The sequence below is a fragment of the Frigoribacterium sp. RIT-PI-h genome, assembly GCF_001297205.1.
Taxonomy (GTDB): domain Bacteria; phylum Actinomycetota; class Actinomycetes; order Actinomycetales; family Microbacteriaceae; genus Frigoribacterium.
The window spans coordinates 15177-41454 of record NZ_LHOZ01000024.1; the positions used below are offsets into that span (position 1 = coordinate 15177).

The 26278-nt window shown below is 73.6% G+C and carries 23 protein-coding genes and 2 pseudogenes; 9 read left to right on the forward strand and 16 right to left on the reverse strand.

Features of this window, described 5'->3' with window-relative positions; genetic code table 11:
* Nucleotides 1–76 precede the first annotated feature (76 nt).
* From AEQ27_RS18650 to AEQ27_RS01645, 4 genes and pseudogenes are all read right to left on the reverse strand, one after another.
* Nucleotides 77–595 (reverse strand): sensor histidine kinase, encoded by a 519-nt coding sequence (locus AEQ27_RS18650; protein WP_369813575.1) that lies wholly within the window; start codon nt 593–595, stop codon nt 77–79.
* Nucleotides 569–1696, reverse strand: a pseudogene (locus AEQ27_RS18190) (HAMP domain-containing protein); the annotation flags it as partial. The pseudogene AEQ27_RS18190 and the gene AEQ27_RS18650, both read right to left, overlap by 27 nt.
* Nucleotides 1662–2339 (reverse strand): response regulator transcription factor, encoded by a 678-nt coding sequence (locus tag AEQ27_RS01640; RefSeq protein WP_054145101.1) that lies wholly within the window; start codon nt 2337–2339, stop codon nt 1662–1664. The pseudogene AEQ27_RS18190 and the gene AEQ27_RS01640, both read right to left, overlap by 35 nt.
* A gap of 172 nt (nt 2340–2511) precedes the next feature.
* Nucleotides 2512–3264, reverse strand: a complete 753-nt coding sequence (locus AEQ27_RS01645; RefSeq protein WP_054145102.1) for an SDR family NAD(P)-dependent oxidoreductase — start codon at nt 3262–3264, stop codon at nt 2512–2514.
* A gap of 172 nt (nt 3265–3436) precedes the next feature.
* On the opposite strand from AEQ27_RS01645, the gene AEQ27_RS01650 reads away from it, so the two are divergent.
* Nucleotides 3437–4141, forward strand: a complete 705-nt coding sequence (locus AEQ27_RS01650; RefSeq protein WP_054145103.1) for an HAD family hydrolase — start codon at nt 3437–3439, stop codon at nt 4139–4141.
* 81 nt (nt 4142–4222) lie between these two features.
* Here AEQ27_RS01650 and AEQ27_RS01655 read toward each other — a convergent pair whose 3' ends face one another.
* Both AEQ27_RS01655 and AEQ27_RS01660 read right to left on the reverse strand, forming a co-directional pair.
* Nucleotides 4223–4642: a VOC family protein gene (locus AEQ27_RS01655; protein WP_054145104.1), complete on the reverse strand. Its 420-nt coding sequence runs from the start codon at nt 4640–4642 to the stop codon at nt 4223–4225.
* Nucleotides 4643–4789: 147 nt separating this feature from the next.
* Complete coding sequence (locus tag AEQ27_RS01660; RefSeq protein ID WP_054145105.1) at nt 4790–6016, reverse strand: multidrug effflux MFS transporter; 1227 nt, start codon at nt 6014–6016, stop codon at nt 4790–4792.
* A 296-nt stretch (nt 6017–6312) separates the two neighbouring features.
* Here AEQ27_RS01660 and AEQ27_RS01665 point away from each other — a divergent pair, with 296 nt between their 5' ends.
* Nucleotides 6313–6774 carry a MarR family winged helix-turn-helix transcriptional regulator gene (locus AEQ27_RS01665; RefSeq protein WP_054145106.1) on the forward strand — a complete coding sequence of 154 codons (462 nt, stop codon included), beginning with the start codon at nt 6313–6315 and terminating at the stop codon, nt 6772–6774.
* Complete coding sequence (locus AEQ27_RS01670) at nt 6771–8153, forward strand: MFS transporter (RefSeq protein WP_054145107.1); 1383 nt, start codon at nt 6771–6773, stop codon at nt 8151–8153. Before AEQ27_RS01665 ends, AEQ27_RS01670 begins: the two co-directional genes overlap by 4 nt.
* Nucleotides 8154–8300: 147 nt before the next feature.
* Here AEQ27_RS01670 and AEQ27_RS01675 read toward each other — a convergent pair whose 3' ends face one another.
* Together AEQ27_RS01675 and AEQ27_RS01680 are read right to left on the reverse strand one after the other, a co-directional pair.
* On the reverse strand, nt 8301–9335 hold the full coding sequence (locus AEQ27_RS01675; protein ID WP_054145108.1) for a YdcF family protein: 1035 nt from the start codon (nt 9333–9335) through the stop codon (nt 8301–8303).
* A gap of 101 nt (nt 9336–9436) precedes the next feature.
* Nucleotides 9437–10288: a hypothetical protein gene (locus tag AEQ27_RS01680; RefSeq protein ID WP_054145109.1), complete on the reverse strand. Its 852-nt coding sequence runs from the start codon at nt 10286–10288 to the stop codon at nt 9437–9439.
* 176 nt (nt 10289–10464) lie between these two features.
* On the opposite strand from AEQ27_RS01680, the gene AEQ27_RS17600 reads away from it, so the two are divergent.
* On the forward strand, nt 10465–11697 hold the full coding sequence (locus AEQ27_RS17600) for a hypothetical protein (RefSeq protein ID WP_054145110.1): 1233 nt from the start codon (nt 10465–10467) through the stop codon (nt 11695–11697).
* Nucleotides 11646–12518: an endo alpha-1,4 polygalactosaminidase gene (locus tag AEQ27_RS01690; protein ID WP_054145111.1), complete on the forward strand. Its 873-nt coding sequence runs from the start codon at nt 11646–11648 to the stop codon at nt 12516–12518. The genes AEQ27_RS17600 and AEQ27_RS01690 overlap by 52 nt, the downstream gene beginning before the upstream one ends.
* Before the next feature lie 112 nt (nt 12519–12630).
* On the opposite strand, the pseudogene AEQ27_RS01695 reads toward AEQ27_RS01690, so the two are convergent.
* From AEQ27_RS01695 to AEQ27_RS01705, 3 genes and pseudogenes are all read right to left on the reverse strand, one after another.
* Nucleotides 12631–13472 (reverse strand): annotated as a pseudogene (locus AEQ27_RS01695) (transglutaminase domain-containing protein); the annotation flags it as partial.
* Nucleotides 13469–14395, reverse strand: a complete 927-nt coding sequence (locus tag AEQ27_RS01700) for an alpha-E domain-containing protein (RefSeq protein ID WP_054145112.1) — start codon at nt 14393–14395, stop codon at nt 13469–13471. The gene AEQ27_RS01700 and the pseudogene AEQ27_RS01695, both read right to left, overlap by 4 nt.
* Entirely contained in the window at nt 14389–16143 is a 1755-nt protein-coding gene (locus tag AEQ27_RS01705) for a circularly permuted type 2 ATP-grasp protein (RefSeq protein WP_082383140.1), read from the reverse strand. Before AEQ27_RS01705 ends, AEQ27_RS01700 begins: the two co-directional genes overlap by 7 nt.
* 243 nt (nt 16144–16386) lie before the next feature.
* Between AEQ27_RS01705 and AEQ27_RS01710 the strand changes: the two genes are divergently transcribed.
* From AEQ27_RS01710 to AEQ27_RS01725, 4 genes are all read left to right on the forward strand, one after another.
* Nucleotides 16387–16599 carry a hypothetical protein gene (locus tag AEQ27_RS01710; protein WP_054145113.1) on the forward strand — a complete coding sequence of 71 codons (213 nt, stop codon included), beginning with the start codon at nt 16387–16389 and terminating at the stop codon, nt 16597–16599.
* A 148-nt stretch (nt 16600–16747) separates the two neighbouring features.
* Nucleotides 16748–17017 (forward strand): GlsB/YeaQ/YmgE family stress response membrane protein, encoded by a 270-nt coding sequence (locus AEQ27_RS01715; protein ID WP_054145114.1) that lies wholly within the window; start codon nt 16748–16750, stop codon nt 17015–17017.
* Nucleotides 17018–17456: 439 nt separating this feature from the next.
* Entirely contained in the window at nt 17457–18113 is a 657-nt protein-coding gene (locus tag AEQ27_RS01720) for an aminoglycoside 3'-phosphotransferase (protein WP_054145115.1), read from the forward strand.
* 121 nt (nt 18114–18234) lie between these two features.
* On the forward strand, nt 18235–20949 hold the full coding sequence (locus tag AEQ27_RS01725; RefSeq protein ID WP_054145116.1) for a phosphoenolpyruvate carboxylase: 2715 nt from the start codon (nt 18235–18237) through the stop codon (nt 20947–20949).
* 99 nt (nt 20950–21048) lie between these two features.
* Here the strand turns inward: AEQ27_RS01725 and AEQ27_RS01730 are convergent, their stop codons facing one another.
* The 5 genes from AEQ27_RS01730 to AEQ27_RS01750 form a co-directional block, all read right to left on the reverse strand.
* Nucleotides 21049–22017, reverse strand: a complete 969-nt coding sequence (locus AEQ27_RS01730; protein WP_054145117.1) for an SDR family NAD(P)-dependent oxidoreductase — start codon at nt 22015–22017, stop codon at nt 21049–21051.
* 282 nt (nt 22018–22299) lie between these two features.
* Nucleotides 22300–22938: a CDP-alcohol phosphatidyltransferase family protein gene (locus AEQ27_RS01735; RefSeq protein WP_054145118.1), complete on the reverse strand. Its 639-nt coding sequence runs from the start codon at nt 22936–22938 to the stop codon at nt 22300–22302.
* 109 nt (nt 22939–23047) lie between these two features.
* On the reverse strand, nt 23048–23482 hold the full coding sequence (locus AEQ27_RS01740; protein WP_054145119.1) for a hypothetical protein: 435 nt from the start codon (nt 23480–23482) through the stop codon (nt 23048–23050).
* A gap of 187 nt (nt 23483–23669) precedes the next feature.
* Entirely contained in the window at nt 23670–24755 is a 1086-nt protein-coding gene (locus tag AEQ27_RS01745) for an alkene reductase (RefSeq protein ID WP_054145120.1), read from the reverse strand.
* 453 nt (nt 24756–25208) lie between these two features.
* Nucleotides 25209–26069 (reverse strand): NAD(P)-dependent oxidoreductase, encoded by an 861-nt coding sequence (locus AEQ27_RS01750; RefSeq protein ID WP_082383143.1) that lies wholly within the window; start codon nt 26067–26069, stop codon nt 25209–25211.
* Nucleotides 26070–26278 lie beyond the last annotated feature (209 nt).

Here is a 26278-nt window from a genome sequence, read left to right on the forward strand (position 1 = left end):
GCCGTGCTGAAGTCCGCTGAAGAACCGTTCAGGAGGCGCGGGTCGCGTCACCGGAGCAGGGCGGGCAGCGCTCGGGTCAGGCCGGGCCGGCGGGGAGGTCGACCACGAATCGGGCACCACCGAGCGGCGACGTGGTGATCGACACCGAGCCTCCGTGCACCCGGACGATCTCGCGGACGATCGCGAGCCCCAACCCGCTGCCGCCCGAGTCCCGGGCGCGGGCCTCGTCCAGGCGCACGAACCGCTCGAAGACCCGCTCCCGGTCGGCCTCGGCGACCCCGGCCCCGTCGTCGTCGACGGTGAGGACGGCTCGGCCGTCGCGCTCGTCGAGGGCGACGGCGACACGGGTGTCGGCGTGCCGGGCCGCGTTCGCCACGAGGTTGCGCACGACCTGGCCGAGCAGCCCCTCGTCGCCGTCCACGCGGGCCGGGCCGACGGCCGTGGCGTCGACGGCGAGCGGCCCCCGACCGTCGGGACGGGCGACACCGCGCAGTCGAGCTGACTCGGCGACCACGAGATCGTCGAGGTCGACCGGGCGACGCGTCACCCCGAGGGCGCCCTCGTCCGCCCTGGCGAGGACCAACAGGCCCTGCACGAGCGCCGTCAGCCGCGCCTCCTCGCCGAGGACGGTTCCGGCCAACGTCGCACCGTCGATGCTGCCGGGGTGCAGCAGCGCGACCTCGGCGTGCTGCCTGATCGTGGCGAGCGGCGTCTTGAGCTCGTGCGAGGCGTCGCCGACGAAGCGCCGTTGGGCCGTGGCCGATGCGTCGAGCCGGTCGAGCATGCCGTTCAGCGTGCGTGCGAGGCGGGCGATCTCGTCGCTGCCACCCGGGTCGGGCAGCCGGTGCGACAAGTTCTGCGCCGTGACCGTGTCGACCTCGCGTCGCATCGACTCGACCGGGCGCAGCGCGCGGCCGACCACGAGCCAGGTCGTGACGCCGAGCACGACCAGCGCCACGGGGATCGCGACGCCGAGCGTCACGAGGCTGGCCGAGGAGGCGGCACTCGCCTCCTCGAGGGACCGGGCCGCGACGACGCCGTACTCGGTCGTCACGGTCGGGGCGGGTTCGGGGGTGACCTCGGGCGTGGGGGTGGAGTCGTCGTCGGCCTCGTCCCCGGCGTCGGCATCGTCGTCGTCGCCGGACCGCGAGGACGCGGTCGGAGTGGGCGTCGGCGTCGGTTCCGCGCTCGGCGTCGGCGTGGTCTCGACCCCGACGTCGTCCCGTTCGACGACGAACCGGTCGCCGTCGAGCGTCACGCGGTCACCCGACCCGGCCGCCGCGAGCGACGAGGCGGACTCGACGAGGTCGTCCTCTCCCCCGGCGGCGAGCACGCGGCCCGAGGAGGCGGTCACGCCGACGAGGGCCCCCCCCGCCTCGCCCGCCCCCGCGCCGCCGGGCGCCGGACCGATCGCCCGGGCCGACACGGCGCGGTCAACGTCGGCCGAGGCGGACTGGCGTGGGCCGTCGGCGAGCACGGCCTGTTGCACGAGCGCGAAGACGAGCGTGAACACGCCGAGGGTCAGTGCGACGGCGAGCACGGCGGCCGTGGGGATGCGGGACCGCAGCGACGCCCGTCGGGGGCGGCCCGGCCCGGTGCGGGCGGACGGCCCGGCCGCGGCGGACGGCCCGGGCCCGGGCACCGGAACGCGAGGGGCGCGCTCAGCCACCCCGCGCCTCCAGACGGTAACCGGCACCGCGCAGCGTGACGATGGCCTCGCGCCCGAACGGGCGGTCGACCTTGTGGCGCAGGTGCCGCACGTAGACCGCGACGATGTTGGGATCGCCCTCGAAGTCGTCGTTCCAGACGCCGTCGAGCACCTCCCGCTTGGTCACGACGCTGCCGGCGGGGCGCAGGAGGAACTCGAGGACCGCGAACTCGCGGCTGGTGAGCTCGACCTCGACGGCGCCGCGGGGGACGCTGCGGGAGGCGGGGTGGAGGCGCAGGTCGCCGGCCTCGAGCACGACCGGTCGTTCGCGGGCGCCACGGCGGACCAGGGCGCGCAGCCGGGCGAGCAGCACGGCGAAGGAGAACGGCTTGGTGAGGTAGTCGTCCGCACCGGTGTCGAGGGCCTCGACCTGGTCCCACTCGCCGTCCTTGGCGGTGAGCATGATGACCGGGGTCCAGTCGCCGCCCTCGCGCATGGCCCGGCAGACGGCGTAGCCGCTCATGCCGGGCAGCATGATGTCGAGGACGACCACGTCGTACGTGCCCTCGCGGGTGCGCCAGAGGCCGTCGGTGCCGGTCGGTGCGACGTCGACCGCGATGCCCTCGGCCTCGAGACCGAGCCGCAGCCCCTCGGCCAGGGTCGCCTGGTCCTCGACGACGAGCACGCGCACGGGGCCTCCCTCGGTCGCGCCGGGTGCGCGTCGTGCCCATCATGGCGGGCACGCGCTGAAGCGCGGCTGAAGCGAGGTCAGCCCGGGCGAGGTGTCACGACGTGCCGCTCACGTCCGGAGCTGAGCGGCACATCGCGACCTCTCGGCGGGCGGGCGGCCGGGGAGGCGCGGGTCAGTGCGCCGAGTAGCCGCCGTCGACGAGGTGGTAGCTGCCCGTGACGAACGACGCCTCGTCGCTCAGCAGGAACAGGACGAGCGCCGAGACCTCGGCGTCGGTGCCCAGGCGGCCGGTGGCGTGCTGCGACTCGAGGTACGACAGCGCGTCGCCGTCGAGAGACGCGCGCACGAGGGGCGTGTCGATGAAGCCTGGGCCGACCGCGTTCGTCCGGACGCCGCGCTTCGAGTACTCGAGTGCCGCGACCTTGGTCAGGCCGACCAGGGCGTGCTTGCTCGCGACGTAGGCCGCGTTCTGGGCGATGCCGACCGAGCCGAGCACCGAGCTCATGTTGACGATCGAGCCGCCGCCGGCCTCGACCATGGCGGGCAGCTGGTAGCGCAGGCCGTAGAAGACGCCGTCGAGGTCGACCGAGCGGACGCGGTCCCAGGCGGCGATGTCGTACTCGCCGATGTCGGCGGCCGGGGCACCGATGCCGGCGTTGTTGACGGCGAGGTGCAGAGCACCGTAGGTGGTCTTCGTGAACTCGACGGCCGCCTCGGACTGCTCGGGCTTCGCGGTGTTCTGCTCGAAGGCCACGGCCGTGCCACCGGCGGCGACGATCTGGTCGACGACGCCCTGCGCCGCCTCGAGCTTGATGTCGGTGACGACCACCGACGCGCCCTCGGCCGCCAGGGAGCGCGAGATCGCGGCGCCGATGCCGCTGCCTCCACCGGTGACGAGTGCCGTCTTGTCGCTGAACCGTGCCATGGCATGTGCCTCTCTGCGTTCGTGGGCCGACCGTCGGGGCCGGTCGGGCTCGTCGACGAGCCCGTCTGCGAACGTACGCCCGCATGGACTGTCGGGCAACAGGTGTCGCTTTGCTCTCGGCGTGATTCGTGCAGTCCGTGCAGCTCGGCTCGTTCGGGGGCAGGGTGGCGGCATGACCTCCCCCACGTCCTCCTCTCCGTCCACCGCCGTCCTCTTCGACATCGACGGCACCCTGGTGGACTCGAACTTCGCCCACGTCGACGCCTGGTCGCGGGCCTTCACCGACGTCGGCCAGCCCGTCGACAGCTGGCGCATCCACCGGTCGATCGGCAAGGACTCGTCCCTGCTCGTCGAGGGTCTGGTCGGGAAGGAGGCCGCCGCGCGCCTCCTCGACGACGCGAAGGACGCCCACTCGCGCCACTACGCCGAGCACCTCGGCGATCGGGGCGACCTGCACGTCTTCGAGGGCGCGACCGACCTGCTCGCCGAGCTCGCGCGCCGGGGGCACGGCGTCGTGCTCGCCACGAGCGCGCCCGAAGACGAGCTGAAGGCGCTGCGCGGACTGCTGGACGTCGAGGACGCCCTCTGGGCCGTCACGTCGAGCGAGGACGTCGAGACCGCCAAACCCGACCCGGGCATCGTCGAGGTCGCCCTCGAGAAGGCGGACGTGCCGGCCGAGCGTGCGGTCATGGTCGGCGACGCCGTCTGGGACGTCGAGGCGGCACACCGGGCGGGCGTGACCTGCGTCGGCGTGCTGAGCGGCGGCTTCTCCCGGGCCGAGCTGGTCGAGGCCGGGGCCGAGGAGGTCTACGACGACGTGTCCGACCTGCTCGCCCGGCTCGACGAGAGCGTGATCGGTCGGCTCGGGGGCGACTGAGGCGGGGCGGACGAGCTGGGCCGGGGCGTCCTCGGCGACCGCCACCGCGCCTCCTGGGTCCGTCGGCGGCGGGACCCGGCCTCAGGCCGCGGCACCGCCGACGTTGACCATCCAGTGCTGGCCGAAGCGGTCGTCCAGCATGCCGAACGAGTCGCCCCACGGAGCCTGCGACAGGGCCTCGTGCACGGTTCCGCCCTCGGCGAGCGCGGCGAACCACGCCGTCAGCTCGTCCGCGTCGTCGGGTCCGCCGAAGAGCGAGAGCGACACGCTGCTCGCCTCCTCGAGCGGGTACGAGTCGGGGCGGTCGGCCCCCATCAGCAGCAGGCCCGACGGCGTCTTCAGCTGGGCGTGCATGACCTTCCCGGCCTCGTCGGGCGAGCCCACGCCGAAGTCGCCGAACGTGCTGAAGGTCGGGGTGCCGCCGAACACGGAGGCGTAGAACTCGAACGCCTCACGCGTCTCGGAACGGAACGCCAGGTACGGGGTGAGCTGCACGGTCACGGGGGCCTCCTCGGGTCACGGCGCCGGACGGCGTCGAGCTACAGGGTGGCACCGCCCGGTCCGGCGCACCAGCCCCGGATCGACGGCAGGAGGCGCGGGTCGCGTCGCCGGGATCGGGTCGAGTGGGTGCCGCCCCACGCCCGTGGGTCAGGTGGCCGGGGTGCCGCCTCGCGACGACGCCCACACCTGCACGGCCAGACCGGCGGCGATGAACCCGAGCATCAGCGCGCCCATCACGACGGCCGTGCCGCCGAGCGCCCCGGCGAGCGGGGTCGCGGCGCCGCCGAGCCCGAACTGCAGCCCACCCGCGAGCGCGGCCGCCGTGCCGGGCGCGCGGTGGCCGAGCGCCTGCGTCAGCGTGATCGACCCGGGGATGACCCAGCCCCAGCCCGCCGTGACCAGGGCCAACGCCGGCCAGATCAGCGCCGGGCCGACACCGGTCAGTGCACCCGCGAGCACGAGGGCCGACCCCACGGTGCAGGTGACGAGCCCGACGGTGAAGAGGTGGTCCTCGGCGAAGCGTCCGACGAGGCGGCGGAACAGCAGGGTCGACGCGATCATGCACGACGCGTTCGAGGCGAAGACGAGCGTGTAGAGGCCCTCGCCGAAGCCGTACTGCTGTTGGAAGACGAACGACGACGTGGCGATGTACGAGAAGAAGCCGATCGTCGCGGCGCAGCCCGTCACGAGGTACCACCGGAAGCGCGGCATCGCGAGCAACGAGCCCATCCGTCGCAGGGACGCCAGCAGCGAGCCCGCCCCCGGCTCGGGGCCGACGAGCGCCTCGGGCAGACGCCGCGCGGCCGCCCAGGGCAACGCGGCGCCGCGCCCCGCCAGCCCGACGACCGTCGCCCGCCAGCTCGACACCGAGAGCACCACGCCGCCCACGAGCGGCGCGACGACCGGGCCGCCGGCGTTGATCGCGGCGGGCGTGGCGAAGAGACGGCTGCGCGCGACTCCCGTGGTGGAGTCCCCCACCATGGCCCGGGCGGCCACCGAGCCCGCCGCGCCGCCGAGGCCCTGCGCGACGCGCGCGACGACGAGGGTGGCCGCGTCGGGAGCCACGGCGCAGGCGAGGGAAGCGAGGGCGAACAGGACGGTCCCACCCAGCAGGATGCGCCTCCTGCCCCGACCGTCGCTGATCGGCCCGATCACGATCTGGCCGACCGCGAACGCGACGAGGAACGCCGTCAGGCTGAGCTGCACCTCGGCCGTCGTCGCCCCGAGGTCGCGCGCGATGGCCGGCAGCGCGGGGATGTACATGTCGGTCGCGAACGGCGAGATGCCCACGATGAGCGCCACCGTCAGCACGGCCCCCCGCCCGGTCGACCAGGAGGGGCGATTCGGCTCGGCCGGGACGTCGTCGTCGCTCATCGCCCCGAGCCTAGGCGTACGCCGCCCTGATGCCGGCCCGCGCCTCCTCCCTTTGTGCCCTCCTGCCGGCCCGCGCCTCCTGCCCTCCTGCCCTCTCTCTTTCTCCCCTGGGCTCTCGCTCCCTGTGCAAATCGCGACCGCACCCGGCGCCCGCGGCGGGCCGAACCCGACCGCCGGGGCGCGACGCGCCGCTCACTTTCCCGGAGGAGCGGCGTGTCGGCTCTCCGGTGTCGCGATTTGCACACCATCGGCCGGACGTTTACTTAGCCGAACTAAACGAGTATCGTGGCCCGGCGATGACCGACTCCGCGCCTCCTGCCCCCTCCGCCTCCCGGGCCGTGCCGCACGCGCACCTCGCCACCGACGTCCGCGGGGCCGTTCTACGCCTCGCCCGCCGACTGCGCCAGCAGAAGGCCGACGCCGACGTGACCGACGCCCAGATGGCCGCCCTCGGCTACGTCGTGCAGAACCAGCCGCTGACGATCGGGGCCCTCACCGCACACGAGGGCGTCACTCCCCCGTCGATGAACCGCACCGCCGGCAAGCTCGCCGACGCCGGGCTGCTGCGTCGCACGGTCGACGACGACGACAAGCGCCGCGTGCTGCTCGAGACGACCGAGGCCGGCGCCGCCTTCGTGTTCGAGACGCGTCGCCGCCGGGACGAGTGGCGCGGGGCCCGCCTCTCGGCCCTGACCGCCGACGAGCGTCGCACCCTGGCCGACGCGACCGAGATCCTGCGGAAGCTGACCCGCTCGTGACGGCCATGTTCCGCAGCCTGTCGCTGTTCAACTACCGCCTCTGGTTCGCCGGGGCGCTCGTGTCCAACATCGGCACCTGGATGCAGCGGACGGCGCAGGACTGGCTCGTCCTGACCGACCTGACCGACAACGACGCCACGGCGCTCGGCATCACCATGGCGCTGCAGTTCGCGCCGCCGATCCTGATGGTGCCGATCACGGGGCTGATCGCCGACCGGTTCGACCGTCGGCGACTGCTGATGGTGACCCAGCTGAGCATGGGGCTCCTCGGGCTCGGCCTGGGCGTGCTCGTGCTGACCGACAGCGTGCAGCTCTGGATGGTGTACCTCTTCGCCCTGCTGCTCGGCGTCGCGGCCGCGATCGACGCCCCGGTGCGGCAGAGCTTCGTGTCCGAGCTCGTGCCCCCCGGGCACCTGACGAACGCCGTCAGCCTGAACTCGGCCTCGTTCCACGGCGCACGCCTGATCGGCCCCGCGGCCGCCGGCGTGCTCATCGCGCCCATCGGCACGGGCTGGGTGTTCCTGATCAACGCCGGCTCGTTCGCCGCCGTGCTGCTGTCGCTGCGGTTCCTCCGCGTCGCGCAGCTCGAGCTGAAACCCGCCGTGTCGCGGGCGAAGGGGCAGATCCGAGAGGGGTTCCGCTACGTGCGCGAGCGACCCGACCTGGTCGTCGTGTTCGTCATGGTGTTCGTCATCGGCACCTTCGGCCTCAACTTCGCCATCTTCACCTCGACCATGGCCAGCGTCGAGTTCGGCGTCGACGCCAGCGGGTTCGGCCTGTTGTCGTCCGCGATCGCGGTGGGCTCGCTGGTCGGCGCCCTGCTGTCGGCCCGGCGCGAGAGACCCCGCTGGCGCGTGCTCGTCACGGCGGCCCTGGCCTTCGGCGTGACCCGCCTGGTCGCCGCGGTCATGCCGACCTACTGGAGCTTCGCCGCCGTCCTCGTCACCGTGGGGCTCGCGTCGATCACGCTGATGACGACGGCCAACGCCACGGTGCAGCTGACCACGGCACCCCGCATGCGCGGCCGTGTCATGGCGCTCTACATGGCCGTCTTCACCGGGGGCACACCGCTCGGCGCACCGATGGTCGGCTGGGTCGCGAACGTGGCCGGGCCTCGTTGGGCGATCGGTGTCGCGGCGGCGTCGGGCTTCGTGGCGGCCGGCGTCGCGATCGTCTGGCTCGTCCGCGGACAGCACCTGCGGGTGCATCGCGTCCGGGCGGGCGAGCCCGACCCCGTGACCGGCGCATTGCCCGTGCTCGGCGCCGGGCGGTTCCACTACCGGCTGCAGCACGACGGCGACGCGGCGGCTGCCCGCGAGCGTGACGCGGCCGCGGTCGAACTCGCCGTCGACGAGGGCACGGCGAGCCGGCCGTCCTGAGCCGCCGGGCGTCGACGCGCCCCGACGCAGGACGGGCGAGTCCGGGGGATGCGGGCGGGCACGAACGACCGTCTGCCACGGACACGCCCGTGTTCGGCGTGCAGGAGGCGCGGCGCCGGTCCGCCACGCCCGTCACCGGCTGCAGCGTCAGAGGCGCGCGTAGACCAACAGCGACGCCAGCAGCACCACGAACGGTGCGATCAGGAGCACGTTGAGCAACTTGTGTTCGACCATGACGGCGACCCACTCTCGCAGGAAGGCGCTCGGCACGTAGTAGGCGGCGGTCGGCGACCCGACGACGTCGGCGTCGCTGCCGATGTCGCGCGCCAACAGGGCGGCGCGCAGCACGTGGTAGTTGTTCGTCACGACGAGGGTCGGCCCGGTCCGACCGGCGTCGGCGAGCACCCGACCCGACAGCACGAGGTTCTCGCGGGTGGAGCGCGATGCCGTCTCGGGCAGCACGTCGTCCGGGTCGGCGCCCTGGGCGATGAGGTACTCGGCCATGGCCTCGCCCTCGGGTCGGGGCTCGTCGGCGCCCTGGCCGCCCGAGGGGACGAGCACCGGTCGCCGTGCGCCCTCAGGAGTCGACCGGTAGATCGCCAGCGCCCGGTCGAGCCGGCTGCGCAGCAGGGGCGGGACCTCCCCGCGGATCAACCCCGATCCGAGCACGATCAGGGCACCGGGCAGGGCGCGCACCCGGGGGCGCGCGTACACGAGCGACCACAGGGTGAAGGCGACGAAGGTGAGGGCGGCGTATCCGGTCACGAAGACGACGACGAGACCGAGGCCGACGGCGACGTCCTGCAGCGCCGGCACGGTCGAGCGCCGGCCCGCCTCGACGACCAGGACGACGATGAAGGGCACGCCGACGAGGGCGATGCCGACGAGCAGGGACAACAGGTTGCCGAGGCTGCGCCCCTCGGACCGCAACATCGTGATGCCGTTCGCGATCGCGAAGACGGCGAGCGCGAGCACCAGCACGGGGACGAGCACGAGGGCCAGGCCGACGAGCAGGCCGAGCGCCGGGAAGGCGGCGACCAGGACGCCCGACAGGGCGACGAGCCCGAAACCGCCGGCCATCACCAGGAACACCCCGTTGCGGAACCGTCGGGCATCCTGACGACGGGATGTGGCGAACAGCAACAGGAAGACGACGGCGATGCCGGCCGTGATCGCGGTCATGCCCCGAGGCTACCCACACGAGACCCCAGGACGTCGCTCGGACCCCCGCGCGCGCGGAAGGGTCTCGGCGAGATCCTGGGGTCTCGGCAGGTGAGCGCTGGTCAGCGGTCGAAGAGGTTGCCCAGGCCGGGGATCTGGAACCCCTCGCCGAGGTTGCCGAGCTGGTCGCCCAGCCCACCCACCTGGTCGCCGAGGCCGCCGACCTGCTCGCCCAGGCCGCCGAGGTACTCCTCGCCGCCCGCGGTCAGGCCGTCGAGCCCCTCGAAGCCGAACCCGTTCGTCAGCTGCTCGAAGTCGACGCCCGACGTCACGGCATCGGACAGCAGCGGCAGGGCGACGCTGCTGACGGCGGCCGCACCGGCCACGGCGACCGCGAGGCCCGCGACGCCGGCCCCTCCGGCGCCGCCCGCGGCCCCCGCCGCGACCTTGCCGCCCGTGCTGCCGAGCACGCGTTTCATCAGTCCGGGGTGCGCGGTCTCGCCACGGGTCGCCGCCCGGGCGAGGTCGGCCGGTGAGCTCGAGGCGGGGCGTTCGCCCTGGGGCACCTCGGCGCTCAGGCGGGCGAGCACCTGCTGGCGCTGCTCGGGGGTGAGCCGCTCGAACGCGTCGCGGTGCACCTGCTCGAGCTGCTGCGGCGGGGCGGTCTGGAGCAGGTAGTCGTACTTGGCGAGGGCCGCACGGTCGGCGGCGGAGCCCTGCGGGGCGTGCCCGCCGGTCGCCGGACGCCCGACGCCCTGCTGCGGTGCGCCGTACCCGCCACGCTGCGGCTGCTGCCCGCCCTGCTGCGGCTGCCCGTTCTGGCGGTCGTCGCCGGTGACCTTGTCGGAGACCTTGCGCACCATGTCGCGCCAGTCGGTGGATCCGCCGGACGCACCACCGCGCCCGGTCGAGGAAGAAGAGGAGTTGCCGAGCGCACGCGCGGCGGCACCCAGGAGACGGTCGAAGTTGGCCATGGCACCGATCCTCTCGACCCCACATCCGAGAAGCCCGCTCAGAAGCCGAGCATCGCCCGGGAACGGCGCGTCCACCGCTGCGGGTTACGGTCGAGCCCTCGTCCGGGTTACATTCGCAGGGGACGTCCGCGCGGGCCCGACTCGCGGCGTGCGTTCCACGGACGAGGAGGTGTCGCATGGGCAAGGCAGCAGTCACGGGCTGGGTCGCTCTCGCGATGCTGGTCTCGGGTGCCGCGCTCGTCATGGCCGCCACCTTCCGCCTCGCCAGCGGGGGCCTCTTCGCCGGCGGCTTCCTGCCCATCGGCGACCTCGACTTCGTCACCATCGCGATCTGGCTCCTGGGCGCCGCCCTCGCCGTCGGCGGCGTGGCCCTCGCCCTCGTCGGGCTGACCGACCGGGTGCTCGGCGCCCTTCCGCGCGACGAGCCCGACCGCGCTCTCGAGCACGAGACCGTCCGCGAGACGCCACCGTTCACCGACCGCTCGACGGCTCAGGAGGCGCGGGTCCTGTCCGCAGGACGACCGACGTCCGCCGCCGTGCTCGCGTCCGCCCCCGTGGTCGCCGCCGCACCGACTCCGGCGGGCGCCTCCCCCCCGAGCACGCCCGCCGAGACCGAGTCCGCTCCCCTGGCCGCACCCGCCCCGCCTCCCGCCCCCGCGACGGCCCCTGCGGGCCCGACCCTCGCTGAACGCCTGCGTCCCGTCCTCTCGTCCGCCGCCACCCGGGTCGCGGCCGCCGCGCGTGCCACCGGCGACGCCCTGGCCCGTGCCGGTCGGGCCACGGTCCGGGGCACCCGTCGCGCCTCACAGGCCGTGGTCGCCTGGGTCCGACGCACCACCCCCGTCGTCGTCGCCTGGTTCCGCGCGACCGGCACCACCGTTGTCGCCTGGTTCCGCACGACCGGCAGCTCCGTCGCGACGCGTACCCGGCCGGCTGCCCGCTCGACCTGGGACGGCGGGCGCCACGGCAGCCGCGCCACCGCGGCCGGAGCCGCCGTCGCCGCCCGGGCCACGGGAGCGACCGCACGCCGCGCCTCCTCGGCCGCCTCCACCCCCGCCCGCGTCACCCGCGCCCGCCCGCGGCCCCCCCCCCGCGTCCCGGGCCGCCGCCCGCCAGGCCGAGCCCGGCCGCGGGCCGGCCCGACAGGCCGCGCGCCTCGACTTCCTGGCCGCGCGCCGCGCCCGGGCGCCGCCCCCCGCCCCGGGCGACGCCGCGGTGGAGCGCGAGTCCGCCCCGCCCTCCCCCCCGGCCTGCCCCCCGCACCCGACGACACCGGCGAGTGGACACGGCACCGCGTCATTCGCCGGCGTGCTGTCCCCCGTCGGTGCCGCGGGACCGTCTCCCCTAGGCTCGCCGCATGCGCGTACCCCTCGGATTCGTCGGCCTGGTCGCCGTGGCCCTCGCCGTGACGGGCTGCACGGCCGTCGGGGCCGGGGCCGGTGAGCGACCCGAGCGCGCCTCCTCGTCCACGGTGGGGGCGTCGGGTGCCGCGACGGCCGACGGCGTCGTGCTGCCGCCCGAGGGCGCCCGCTTCGACTACCAGCTAGGAGGCGCGTCGCCGGTCCCCGACGGAGCCACCGTCGTCGCCCGCGACAGCACCGACGACCCCGCCGAAGGCGCCTACGGCATCTGCTACGTGAACGGGTTCCAGACGCAGCCCGGCGTCGAGTGGCCGGACGAGCTGCTCGTGCGCACGGCCGACGGCGAACCGCTGGTCGACCCGGGCTGGCCGGACGAGCACCTGTTCGACCTGTCCACCGAGGCGAACCGGCAGGCCGTGGCCGAGCGCCAGGCGTCGACGATCGACGGCTGCGCCGCCTCGGGCTACCAGGCGGTCGAGTTCGACAACCTCGACTCGTGGCCGCGCTCGGACGGCGCCTTCGACGAGGACGCCGCGGGCGCCTGCGCGACCCGGCTCGCCGCCCGGGCCCACGCCGCCGGGCTGGCGACCGCGCAGAAGAACACCGCCGACCTCGGCGCCCGGGGTCGCGACGAGGTCGGCTACGACTTCGCCGTCACCGAGGAGTGCGACCGCTACGACGAGTGCGACGCCTTCACGGACGTGTCCGGCGGGCTCGTGTTCGACGTCGAGTACACCGACGACCACCGCGGCTCGGTCGCCGAGGTGTGTGCCCGCGTCACCGCGCTCGACCCTGCCCCCTCGACGATCGTGCGCGACCACGTCCTGGTGCCGGCCGGCGACCCGGCCCACGTCTACACGGCCTGCTGACCCGCGCCTCCCGCCCCTGGGCCCTCGCCCTCAATCCCGGCGAGACGTCACGACGTGCCGCTCCCCTCGGAAGGCGAGCGGCCCGTCGTGACATCTCGGCGGGCCGGGCCCAGGCCCCGCGGGCGATCCCGACGGTGACGAAGAGCGCGCTGTTGGACGAGCCGGCGCAGACACCGCGCAGCGGCGGCACGGCGCGGTAGTCGCGGCCCTGGCCGCGACCACGTGCCGTTCGCCGATGGCGATCAGGTTGGTCGGGTCGAAGCCGTGCCAGGTGCCGCAGAAGAACTCGACCCAGGCGTGCGACTCGCCCGTGACGGTCTCGCGCAGCTCGGCCGAAGGCTTCGGGTGCAGGTAGCCGCTGACGTAGCGCGCCGGGATGCCCGCCGCCCGCAGGGCGCCGACCGTGACGTGGGCGATGTCCTGGCAGACGCCGGCCCGCGCGGCCCACGACTCGGCGGCCGTGGTCTTGACGTTCGTGACGCCCGGCAGGTACCGCACCGCGCCTCCGACCGTCTCGCAGATCGCCATCGCGGCGGCGCACGGGTCGGCGTGCGCCGCCCGCGCCTCGGTGCCGACCTCGGCCAGGTCGGCAGGAGGCGCGGTGAGGGGCGTCTGCTCGAGGTGCTCGACGAACGACGTGCTGGCCCCCACGACCGCCGCCAGGTCGGCCCACGAGATCGTCTCGGACGGATGCGCCTGCGGCCGCACCTCGACGAGCGAGGTCGCGGTCAGCGAGAGCTGCCGGTGCGGCAGCAGCACCTCGAACGACGACACCCGCGTTCCCCAGTAGTCGACGTACTCGTGCGACGCGGCGACGGGCTCGATGCGCAGGTGCGACGAGAGCACGAACTGACCCTCGGTGTGCGCCGGCAGCATGCGCGCCTCGTTGTAGCTGGCGACCGCCTCGCCCTGGTACGAGAAGCCCGTCAGGTGCCGGATGCGCAGCCGGCTCACGACCGCTCCCCCACCCAGGTCGGTGCCGCGCTCGTCGGGAAGTACCGCTGCCGGATCGCCTCGGACGCGGCGCTCGTCGCGGCCTGCACGGTGTCCATCTGGCCGGGCAGGTCGTCGAGGATCTCGCCGATCGGCCGGTATTCGAGTTCGCTGCGCATCTGACCGAGGATGCGCACCCCGCTGTCGGACGCCGCCACCCGGTGGTTCGTCGGCTCGACGTCGCGCAGGCAGGCCTCGGCCCGACTGATCGCGAACAGCACGCTGCGCGGGAACAACCGGTCGAGCAGCAGGAACTCGGCGGCGTTGCGGGCGCTCGGCACGCCCCGGTAGGTGCGCAGGTACGCCTCGTACGCGCCGCACGACCGCAGGATCGTCGTCCACGACGGCCCGGACGCCTCGGTCAGGGTGCGGGTCGCGAGCAGGCGCGCGGTCATGTCGGCCCGCTCGATCGACCGGCCGAGGGTGAAGAACTGCCACACCTCGTCGCGGCTCGTGGCGCTCTCGATGATCCCGACGGCGAGCGCGCTGCGCTCCCGCACCCAGGCGAAGAACTCGTGCACCTTGTCGTCGGCGACCTTGCGCGGCATGCGGGCGCGCGTCGTGTTGAGACACTCCCACAGCTCGGTCGAGACGATCTCGCGGGCCCGGCGCGCGTTCTCGCGGGCGGCACCGAGCGAGTAGGCGATGGAGGCCGGGTTGTGCCGGTCGACCGCGAGCATCGACAGCACGTCGCCCCGGGCGAGGTCGCGCTCGGGGGCGTCGCTGCCCATCACGGCGAGGAGGCTGCGGCAGGCGACGTCCTCCTCGATCCAGGGGTCCTCGAGCAGCAGCTGCAGGTGCACGTCGAGGATGCGCGCCGTGCCGTCCGACCGCTCGATGTAGCGACCGATCCAGAACAGGCTCTCGGCGATGCGGCTCAGCATGATGGTCCTTCGGTCGGGGTGGCTCCGTGGGCGGGAACGCGGGACGCAGGAGGCGCGGGTCGGCCTCGTGACCCGGCCCGCCCCTCCTTCGTCTGTTGCTGTTGCGCCTGCTGGTCGTTGCGGGGGTCGTCCTGGGGCGCGTGGTCGGGGCTGTGGTCGGCCGCGGCGGCCGCGGCCTCCGCGAGCTGCTCGGGCGTGACAACCGGGATCGACTGGGTCGGGGTCGTCTGCTCGGCGATGAGAGCGCTCACGTCGTGTCCGGCCCAGGCGTTGACGTCGCCGCCGACGATCCAGGTGTCCTTCGAGCCGCCGCCTTGGCTGCTGTTGACGACCAACTGCCCCTCGGGCAGGGCGACCCGGGTCAGGCCGCCGGGCAGCACCCACACGTCGTCGCCGTCGTGCACGGCGAACGGCCGGAGGTCGGCATGGCGGGGGCGGAGGCCGTCGTCGACCAGGGTCGGGATCGTGCTGAGCTGCACGACGGGCTGCGCGATCCAGCCGCGAGGGTCGCGTTGCAGCTGCGTGCGCAACTCGTCGAGCTCGCGTCGGCTCGCGGCCGGACCGACGACGAGGCCCTTGCCGCCCGAGCCGTCGACCGGTTTGACGACGAGCTCGTCGAGGCGGTCGAGCACCTCGTCCAGGGCGCCGGGGTCCTCGAGCCGCCAGGTGTGGACGTTCGGCAGCAGGGCCTCTTCACCCAGGTAGTAGCGGATCAGCTCGGGCAGGTAGGTGTAGACGAGCTTGTCGTCGGCGACGCCGTTGCCCACCGCGTTCGCGATCGTCACCGTGCCGAGACGGGCGGCCATCAGCAGGCCGGGCGACCCGAGCACCGAGTCGGCGCGGAACTGCAGCGGGTCGAGGAACTCGTCGTCGACACGGCGGTAGATCACGTCGACGCGTTCGGGCCCGCCGGTGGTGCGCATGAAGACGCGGCCGCCCGAGCAGTACAGGTCGCGACCCTCGACCAGCTCGACGCCCATCAGGCGGGCCAGCAGGGTGTGCTCGTAGTAGGCGGAGTTGAACACCCCGGGGGTCAGCCCGACGACGGTCGGCTCGTCGACGCCCGACGGGGCGCTCTTCTTCAGCGCGGCGAGTAGCCGGTTGGGGTAGTCCCCCACCGGACGCACCCGCATCGAGACGAAGAGTTCGGGCAGCGTCTGTGCCATGACGCGACGGTTCGAGATGACGTAGCTGACGCCGCTCGGCCCCCGGACGTTGTCCTCGAGCCCGCGCCGGGCCCCCGCCTCGTCGCGGATCAGGTCGATGCCGCTCACCTGGATGCGCACGCCGTTCGCCGGGTCGATGCCACTCGCCTGCCGGTGGAAGTGGCTCGAACTCGTGGTGAGGCCGGCCGGGGTGACCCCGTCGGCGATGGCGGTCTGCGGGCCGTAGACGTCGGCGAGGAACGCCCCGGGGGCCTTGACCCGCTGCTTGATGCCACGCTCGACGGTCGTCCACTCGGCGTGCTCGACGACCCGCGGCACGGCGTCGAGCGGGAACGGCCGCTCTTCGCCGGCGAAGTCGAAGGTGACGCCCTGGGCCAGGTACGAGTCGGCCAGCGCCGCGGTGCGGCCCCGCAGGTCGTCCTGCGTCATGCCCTCGAGCGTCGCGTGGATCTCGTGGTACGCCCGACGGGGCGTGCCGTCGGGCTCGAACATCTCGTCCCACGCGGCCGCCGGCGGACGGGCGCCGGCCGGCCGGGCCGGGGCACCCGTGGTGGTCGCGTATCCCTCGAAGAGCTCACCCATGGCTCGACGCTAGCCAGGGGGTGTTGCCGGGGTGTTTCGGCCGTGCGGCGGGGGTGTGTCGGGGCCCTTCGTGCAGCTGCGCGACACCTGTCGCCCAGGTCTCGACCCGGCTCGGCTCGGCCGCGAGGGAGGACGAAAGCGAACAGGAGAGCCTTCCCGCCGATCCGATTTGTAACAGAGAACTCCCAGGAGGAATAGCGTCACCCCCGAACGACAAGAACGTCCCACTGGGAGGACCACCACATGCGCTTCAAGTACCTCGTCATCGCCCTCATCGCGTTCCTCGCGTACACCTACGGCGCCAAGGCCGGAAAGGGTCGCTACAAGGAGATCAGCAACTTCTTCGACTCGTTCTGGAACGACCCCAAGGTGAAGAAGGCGCGTGTCCAGGCCAAGAAGGACGTCACCAAGGCCCGCAAGGCCGCGGTGAAGAAGGCTCGCAAGGCCTCGCACTAGTCCTCTCAGCCGCAGGGGCCCGAGAGGACGACCTTCTCACGGGCCTCTTCGCATGCGGCCGTCACACATACCCCGCTGGCACGCACCCGACCCCGACCGTCTCAGCAGCACCAGCGCAACCCGCGCACCAAACGAAAAGGAACACATCATGGGCTTCCTCGCCTTCATCCTCCTCGGCCTCATCGCCGGCGCCATCGCCAAGCTCATCCTCCCCGGCAAGCAGGGCGGCGGCTGGATCGCCACCCTGATCCTCGGTGTCATCGGCGCCCTCATCGGCGGCTGGATCGGCGGCGCCGTCTTCGGCGTCGGCTACGACGGCTTCTTCAGCATCCAGAGCTGGATCATCGCGATCCTCGGTGCGCTCGTCGTCCTCGTCATCTGGGGCTTCATCACCGGTCGCAAGGGCAGCCGCGCGTAAGCAGCTCCCCCGCACCACGACAGAGCGGGCCGTCCCTCACGGGGCGGCCCGCTCCGCCGTTTCCAGGGGGTCGCCTTGCCGTCCCGGCGCGCCGCACCCGACCCGTGCCTCCGTGCCCTCCGTCCACCTCCTCACCCCGCGTGCCGAACCCGCCCCGCCCCTCCTCCCCCCGCACCCCGCGCGCCGAACCCGCCCCGCCCCTCCTGAGCCCGCGTGCCGAACCCGCCACCCGCCGCGCGCCACGCCGCTCATCTCCACTCTCCGGCCCCGATCACCCACCGACTGTCGCGAATTGCACACCGCGGCCACGCAACAGGGGCAACAGGGGCAGCAGGTGCGGGTGCGAGACTCGGGTCATGTGGACGCAGAACCGGCCCGACCCCGACCTCGAGGCCCCGGAGGCGGTGGGCGCGACCGCAGGCGCGACACGACCACCGCGGTGTGGCGGAACGAGGCCGGCGGCCCCACGGACCGCCTGGGCGGCGGGCCGACCCGACGCTTCGCGAAGGGGGCCCCGCACGGCAGCGGCCTCGACCTGCACGCCGAGGAGATGCGGCTGCGCTGGGTCGTCGACTTCACCCCCGCCCCCCGCGTGCTCGAGATCGGCGGCGACGACGCGGGCGAGTACCTGGTGACGGCGGGCGTGCCGGGGCGCAGCGCCGTCGACCCGCTCTGGGACGGCGACCCGGCGACCGCCGTACGCCAGGCGGGACGGGGGCTGAGGCGACTGCACGACGTGCTGCCGGTCGACGAGTGCCCCTTCAGCTGGTCGGTGGACGACCGGATCGCGACCAGCGGGAAGGCGCGCACCGCGCCTCCTGAGCTCGGCGACCCGCCGGCGATCGACCGCCTCGTCGTCTGCCACGGCGACCCGTGCGTGCCCAACACGTTGATCGGCGACGACGGACTCTGGTCGGGGCACGTCGACTTCGACGCCCTCGGCGTCGCCGATCGCTGGGCCGACATCGCCGTCGCGACGATGAGCCTCGGCTGGAACTACGGGCCCGGCTTCGAGCAGACCTTCCTCGACGCGTACGGCGTCGCCGACGACCCCGTCCGCACGGCGTACTACCGGGCGCTCTGGGCCGCGACGTGACCCGGGGCTGAGCTGCCCCAGGGGCCACGACGCCACGAAGTCGGCACCGCGCCACGAGAAAACCAGGCGGTCTGACCAGAACGTGGCGTCATACACCGCCCGGGTCGTCCAAGATGGTGCGGTGACCGACATCGAGACCACACGACGACACGACGGCAGCCGTGACGACATCAGCGGCGCCGTCGACGGCAGCCTCCGTCAGGACGTCAGCTACCTCGGCAGCCTGCTCGGCCGGGTGCTGCGCGAATCCGGCGGGGACGAACTCTTCCAGGCCGTCGAGGCCGTCCGGGCGGCAGTCATCGCCGCCCACGAGGGGGCCGACGGCGCGAGCCTCGACGACGCCCAACGCCTCGTCGACGCCCTCGACCAGGGGCTCGCCGAGCAGGTCGCGCGTGCCTTCACCTGCTACTTCCACCTCAGCAACCTCGCGGAGGAGCACCACCGCGCCCGTGTGCTGCGCCGCCGCGGCAGCGAGGCGAGCGCCGCGGGCGACCCGGTCTCGGCCACGCTGCGCCAGCTGACCGACGAGGTCGGTGCCGACGAGGCCTCGAAGCGACTCGACGCCCTGCGCTTCCACCCCGTGCTCCCCGCGCACCCGACCGAGGCCCGCCGCCGTGCGGTCGCGTCGAGCATCCGTCGCATCAGCGACCTGATGATCGACCGCGACCGACTCGAGAACGACGTCGCCGTGGCCGAGGCCGAACGTCGCCTGCTCGAGGAGGTCGACACGCTCTGGCGCACCTCGCCGATCCGCACCACGCGCCCGACCCCGCTCGACGAGGTCCGCACGGCCATGAGCATCTTCGACCAGACGCTCTTCGAGATCGTGCCGCAGGTCTACCGCCTGCTCGACGACCGGCTGCTCGGCGACGCCGCCGGCCGCGAACCCGCCGTCGCCCCCGCCTTCATGCGCCTCGGCACCTGGATCGGCGGGGACCGTGACGGCAACCCGCACGTCACGGCCGAGGTCACCCGGGCCGCCGCCGACATCGCCGCCGAACACGTCCTGCTCGGCCTGCACCGCGCGACGACCCGCATCGGCGGCACCCTGACGCTCGACGAGGCCGAGACCCCGGCCTCCGACGAGCTGGTGGCCCTCGCGGAGGCGCAGCGCGGGATGGACGCGGACGTCGCGTCCCGCATCGGCGTCCGCTCACCCCACGAGCTGCACCGCCGCGTGCTGATGTTCGTCGCGGCCCGCATCGACGCGACCCGCCGCGAGGGCGCACCGCTCGCCTACGGCCACCCCGACGAGCTGCTCGCCGACCTTCGCGTCGTGCAGCAGTCGTTGCGCGCGGCCGGCGCGCACCGCAGCGCCAACGGCGACCTGCAGGGCCTCGTCTGGCAGGTCGAGACGTTCGGCTTCCACCTCGCCGAGCTCGAGGTGCGCCAGCACTCGCAGGTGCACCGCACGGCCCTCGCCGAGCTCCGCGCGGCCGACCCGGTGGCGGGTGGGGAGCGGTCGACCGGCGGCGACGCCGGGTCCGACACCGCGCCTCCTGCTCGGAGCGAGATGACCGACGAGGTCCTCGCGGTGTTCCGCACGATCGCCGACCTGCAGAAGCGCTACGGCGTGCGGGCCGCGTCGCGCTACATCGTGTCGTTCACGCAGTCGTCGGCCGACCTGGCCGCCGTCTACGAGCTCGCCGAGCGCGCGATGGGCGACGAACCCGCGCCCGTGCTCGATGTGATCCCGCTGTTCGAGACGTTCGCCGACCTCGAGGCCAGCACGCGCATCCTCGACGAGGCCCTGCAGACCGAGGCGGTGCAGAAGCGCCTCGCGGCGACCGGCCGCCGCCTCGAGGTCATGCTCGGCTACTCGGACTCGTCGAAGGACGTCGGGCCCGTCTCGGCCACCTTCGCCCTCTACGCCGCCCAGGCCCGCATCGCCGACTGGGCCGCCGAGAACGACATCGAGCTGACGCTGTTCCACGGTCGCGGCGGCGCCCTCGGCCGCGGTGGCGGACCTGCCAACGAAGCCGTGCTGGCACAGCCGCCGGCCTCGGTCGACGGCCGCTTCAAGATCACCGAGCAGGGCGAGGTCATCTTCGCCCAGTACGGCAACAAGACCATCGCCGCCCGACACGTCGAGCAGATGGCCGCGGCCACGCTGCTGGCGTCGAGCCCGTCGAACGAGGAAGCCAACGCGACCGCCGCCACCCGGTTCGCCGAGGTCGCCTCGACGATGGACGTCGCCTCGCGTGAGGCGTTCTTCGGCCTGGTCAAGGCCGACGGCTTCGCGTCGTGGTTCGCCGCCGTCACCCCCATGGAAGAGGTCGGGCTGCTCGCCCTCGGGTCACGTCCCGCCCGTCGGGGGCTCTCGGTTGAGTCCCTCGAAGACCTCCGGGCGATCCCGTGGGTCTTCGCCTGGACCCAGGCCCGCATCAACCTCGCCGGCTGGTACGGCCTCGGCTCGGCCCTCGAGGCCGTGGGCGACCTCGACCTGCTGCGTGAGGCCTACGCGGCCTGGCCGCTCTTCTCGGCGATGATCAAGAACGTCGAGATGTCGCTCGCCAAGACCGACGAACACATCGCCCGCGAGTACCTGGCGCTGGCCGACCGCGACGACCTCGCCGGACGCGTGCTCGACGAGATGACCCGCACGCGCAAGTGGGTGCTCGCGGTCAGCGGCCACGGCGAGGTGCTCGACGGACGCCCGGTGCTGAGCCGCGCGGTGCGCCTGCGCTCGCCCTACGTCGACGCGCTCTCACTGTTGCAGCTGCGCGCCCTGCGGGCGATCCGCGTCGCGGGCGGTGGTGACCCGGCGGACGCCGACCACCGCCTCCTGCTGCTCAGCGTCAACGGGATCGCCGCCGGGCTGCAGAACACCGGCTGAGCCGCCGACGCAGGACGCAGGAGGCGCGGGCTGGGTCGTCGACCCGGCCCGCGCCTCCTGCGTCCTCGGCCCGTCAGCCGGGCGTGCGGGTCCGGTGCGTCAGCCGACCAGCTGCTCGCTGAGCGCCCAGAGGCGGTCCGACTGCTCGGGGTCGAGGGCGTAGTCCTTGACGCCGCGGCCCCGGGCGTCCTCGCGGAAGGGCTCGGCCTCGGCGACGTCCTCGAAGTAGCGGGCGCCGACCCCCTCGACGAGCGGGTGGACGGCCACGAAGACCGACGTCGCGGCCCCCTGCTGGGTCGACTTGAAGGCCGGGTTGGGGGTGCCGTCCTCGTCGATCCAGCCGCGGTCGAGCATCTCCTGTTTGGGCAGGTGGCGCTGCAGCGGGGTGAGGATGCCGCCCGGGTGCACCGCGTTCGCCAGCACGCCGTCGTCGGCCCAGCGCTGCGTGACGCCCACCGCGAAGAGCGAGTTCGCCGTCTTGGACTGGCCGTAGGCCGACCACGGGTCGTACGGGCGGCGCTCGAACATCACGTCGTCGAACACGACGGGCGAGAAGTGGTGGCCGGTCGAGCTGAGCGACACGAGGCGTGACGGGGTGCCCGAGGCCTGGGCACCCTCGACGAGGGCACCGCGGAGCGCGTTGGCCAGGGCGAAGTGCCCGAGGTGGTTGTTGCTGAACTGCAGCTCCCAGCCCTCGGGGGTGCGGGTCTCGGGCGTGGCCATGATGCCGGCGTTGTCGATCAGCACGTCGAGCGGACCCTGCCACGCGTCGGCGAAGGCCTGCAGGGTGTCGCGCTTCTCGAGGTCGAGGATCGCGGCACGGACGGTGCCGTTGCCGTTGCCGTCGCCGGTGCTCTGGCGGATGTCGGCGACGGCCTGCTCGCCCTGCTCGGGACGGCGGACGGCGAGGGTCACGTCGGCCCCGGCGGCGACGAGGGAGCGGGCGGTCTCGATGCCGATGCCGGACGCGGCGCCGGTCACGACGATGCGTCGGCCGGTCAGGTCGAGGCCGTCGACGACCTCGTTCGCGGTGGTGGCGGCACTGAAGGGGGTGGTGAGGCGAGTCATGCGGTCGACGTTACGCCCGGGAGGGTGCGCCTCTCCCGGGGGACCGGACGCCCGGGCACGTCGCGACCGGCACCGCGCTCCCGGGGGTGCCGAACCCGACCGGCACCGCGCCTCCCGGGGGTGCCGAACCCGACCGGCACCGCGCCTCCCCGCGTGCCGAACCCGACAACCGCCGGCCGACACGCCGCCCGATTCACGGGGAAATCGTTTTCCCCGACCTCGGTTGTCGCGAATTGCACACCTGGGCAGGGCAGGGCGGCAGGGCAGGGGCGCGGGTGCGGGTCAGGCGGTGCGGCGCGCTCGGCGCATCCGGACGAGCGCGGCGGCGTAGAGGACCGCCGCGACCCAGTGGCCGACGAGGCCGACCCACAGCACCACGAGGCCGATCGTCCGGCCTGCGGCACCGGCATCGGCGAGCGGGACCGGCGCCGCGCCCCCGGCCGTGCCTCCCGCCCCGCCGACCTGGTCCACGACCGCCGCCGCGACCAGCACGAGCAGCAACCCGACGAAGATCAGCGCGGTACGGACCTTGCCGACCCACGTCACCGGGAACGACGCCCCGGCCAGCACGAACAGGGCGTACGCGCTGAGCAGCAGGTCGGGCACGAGCAGCAGCGGCAGCACCGGCCAGGGCACCAGGCCACCCGCGACGAACGCGATGACGACGACGATCACGGTGATGCGGTCGGCCACCGGGTCGAGCCACTTGCCGAGCTCGGACGTGGTGTTCGTGCGACGGGCGATGAACCCGTCGAGGAAGTCGGTCACGAAGACGACCGCGATGACGACCATGGCCGACCAGTAGTGCTGATCCACGATCAACACGAGGAACACCGGCAGCAGCAGCAGCCGCGCCGCCGAGATGGCGTTGGGCACGGTGCGCCACTCGTCCTGACGGAACAGCTTGTCGACGAGCGTCACGAGGCCCCCTCTGCGCGATCGCGCGGACTGTCGGTGCGGTCGCACCGGTCACACCCGAGGAGGCGCGGGTCGCGCCCCCGAGATCGCTCCGAGTCTACGGGTGCCCCGGTCAGGCGGTGCCGTAGAGCGCGTCGGGCAGCTCGCGCGTGAAGATCTCGGCGGTCTTCGGGCCGACACCCTTGAGGTCGGTGAGGCGGCGGGTCAGGTCGGCCCGGTCCGCCGACGACCGCACGAGGTGGTTCACCGACCCCCAGTCGGAGTCGACGCGCCCCATGACCTCGTGCAGCTCGTCGCTCATCACGTGGTCGATGCGGGCGTAGCCGGCCTCGTCGAGCAGCCGCCGCAGCCCCTCGTGGTCGTGCTCGGCGAAGCGGGCGGGACTGGTCAGCCCGTGGTCGATCAGCACCTGGTAGGTGTCGGCGGCGACGCCCTGCTGCACGGGCCGGCCGAACAGCACGCTCGCGAGCAGCCAGCGGTACAGCTGCTGAGGCGAGCCCTCGCTCACGTCGATCCCGAGGTCGGACGGGTGCTTCACGTCACTCATGCCATCCTGTCTCCGCCCGGTGCGCGGCGCGGGTGACGCGACCCGCGCCTCCTCGGATCGCCGCGGGCGCCGGATGCCGCGCGGACCGCGCGCACGGGCCCCTCGACGACGAACCCCGTTCCGTGCGATGAACCACGAAGGAACGTGGTTCGTCGCACGGAACGGGGTTCGCGGTGCAGGCGACCGACTAGCGGTCGGCGTGCTGCAGCGTCGGGTAGTCGGTGTAGCCCTCAGCACCCTCGGCGTAGAACGTGGCGGGGTTCGGCTCGTTGACCTCGTGGTCGCCCTGCCAACGCTCGACCAGGTCGGGGTTGGCGATGGCGAATCGGCCCACGGCGACGGCGTCGGCCTGGCCGTCCGCGACCTCGGCGATCGCCTCGTCGCGCGTGGTGATCTGACCGAAGCCGCTGTTGGCGATGAACGGGCCACCGAAGCGCGTCCGCAGGTCTTGCACGAGCTCGCCGCGCAGGTCGGCCTGCAGCACGCTGAGGTAGGCGAGGCCGAGCGGCGCGAGTCCTTCGACGAGCGCGCGGTAGACGGCGGTCACGTCGGCGACGTCGGTCTCGACGACGTCCTGGATGTTGTGCATGGGCGACAGGCGGATGCCGACGCGGCCGGCACCGATCGCCTCGGCCACGGCGGTCGCGGTCTCGATCGCGAGGCGGGCACGGTTCTCGGGGGTTCCGCCGTACTCGTCGGTGCGGACGTTCGAGACGGGCGAGAGGAACTCGTGCAGCAGGTAGCCGTTGGCGCTGTGGATCTCGACGCCGTCGAGCCCGGCCTCGAGCACGGCGCGCTTCGACGCGGCGACGATGTCGGCCGTGACCTGGCGCACCTCGTCGGTGGTGAGGGCGTGCGGCACGGGGAAGTCGACCTTGCCGGCCGAGGTGTGCACCTGACCGTCGATGGCGATCGCGCTGGGGCCGACGATGCGGTCGGTGCGGGTGATGTCGGTGTGCGAGACGCGGCCGCCGTGCATGACCTGCATGACGATCTGGCCGCCCTCGGCGTGGACGGCGTCGGCGACGCGCTTCCAGCCGGCGACCTGCTCGTCGGTGACGATGCCGGGCTGGCCGTCGTAGGCCTTCGACTCCTGCGAGGGGTAGGTGCCCTCCGTCGTGATCAGACCGAAGGAGGCGCGCTGACGGTAGTGCTCCACCACGACGTCGCCCGGGATGCCGGCGTCACCGGAGCGCAGACGGGTGAGGGGCGCCATGACGAGGCGGTTGCGCAGCTCGAGCTGGCCGAAGGTGGCGGGAGAGAAGAGGTCCAAGGGTGGTCCTTCCGAACGATGGGTCGCCCTCGGGCGGGGGCGCTCGTGAGGCAACCCGGCGGTTGCACGCTGCATTCCCCGCCGGGTGCGCCGACACCCTCGGAAGTCATCGAGACCCCTGTGCGCGGGCTGGGGTGTCGGCCACGTCCCCGGGGCCAGGCGCGCCAGCGGTCGGGCGGTGACGATGACGGCCGTGCCTCCGCCGCCCTCTCCGGCACGGGCCGCTGAACCCCACCCCGGGCACGTCGCGACCCTCGCCGCCTGGCCCCCCTGTGCAATTCGCGACAGCCGAGCTGCTCGACGTCCGATGAACCCCACTTCGTCGGCGTGTCGCCAGCCCGGCTGTCGCGAATTGCACACGAAAGCCACGGCCGGAGGTCGGGAACGGCTCACGGTCGAGGAGGCGCGCGTCGCCTCACCGAGGAGCATCCACCTCCGGCCGGGCCGGCCCGCTCAGCTCTCCCGGTCGAAGCCGGTGCGGACCGCGGCGATGTCGTCGTCGCCGTGGCCCTGCTCGGCGGCCGCCGCGTAGACGCCGGACAGCGCCTCGAGCAGGCCGGTGTCGAAGCGCGTGCCCCGGGCGGCCTCGCGCATCAGGCCGAGGTCCTTGCGGATGCCGTCGAGCGCGAACTGGGCCGGGTACTCGCCGGCGATCATCGTCGCGCCCTTGAGGTGCGCGTACGGGGTGTCGGACTGGCCGCCGTCGATCGCGTCGAGGAAGAGCTGCGGATCGAGGCCGAGAGTTTCCGTCAGCGCGAGCGACTGGGCCGTGGCGGCGGTGATCGTGGCGATCCAGGCGTTGGCGGCGAGCTTGAGCGCCGTCCCCTGCCCGACCGTGTCACCCGCGACGATCGTCTTCGAGCCCATCGCGTCGAGCACCGGACGCACGGTCTCGAGCAAGGCACCGTCGCCGGCGGCCAGCATGACGAGCTTCCCCGTCGCGGCCGGCTTCTTCGTACCGAGCATCATCGCCTCGACGAGCCGGAGCCCGTGCCCGTCGGCCGCCCGGACGACGCGGGCCGTGTCGGCCTCGCCGATGGTGCTGGCCTGAACCCAGACGGCGTCGGGACGGCTCGCGTCGGCCGCGTCGTCGAGGACCTCGAGCACGGCGTCGCCGTCGAACAGCACGGTGACGATCACGTCGACGCCCTCGACCGCCTGACGCGCCGTGTCGGCGACCACGGCGCCGTCGGCGGCCAGCGGCTCGGCCTTCGACCTCGTACGGTTCCAGACCGTGACGTCGAACCCCTCGCGCAGCAGTGTTCCCGCCACGCCCTGACCCATGATGCCCGTCCCGAGCACTGCGACCTTCATGGCTCCGACGCTACGCCCGGCGCGGGCGAGCAGCGCGACTCAGTCGAGCGGATCGGGACCCACGGGGTCGGGCCGCATCGCGCGGCGCACGCGCGCGACGACCGACGGGGCGGGCGGATCGGTGTACGAACCCGCCTCGACCGGCCCGCTGAGTCGCTGGATCGCCGCCATCACCTCGTCGGTCGCGTGCCGACGAGCCCGACCCGACC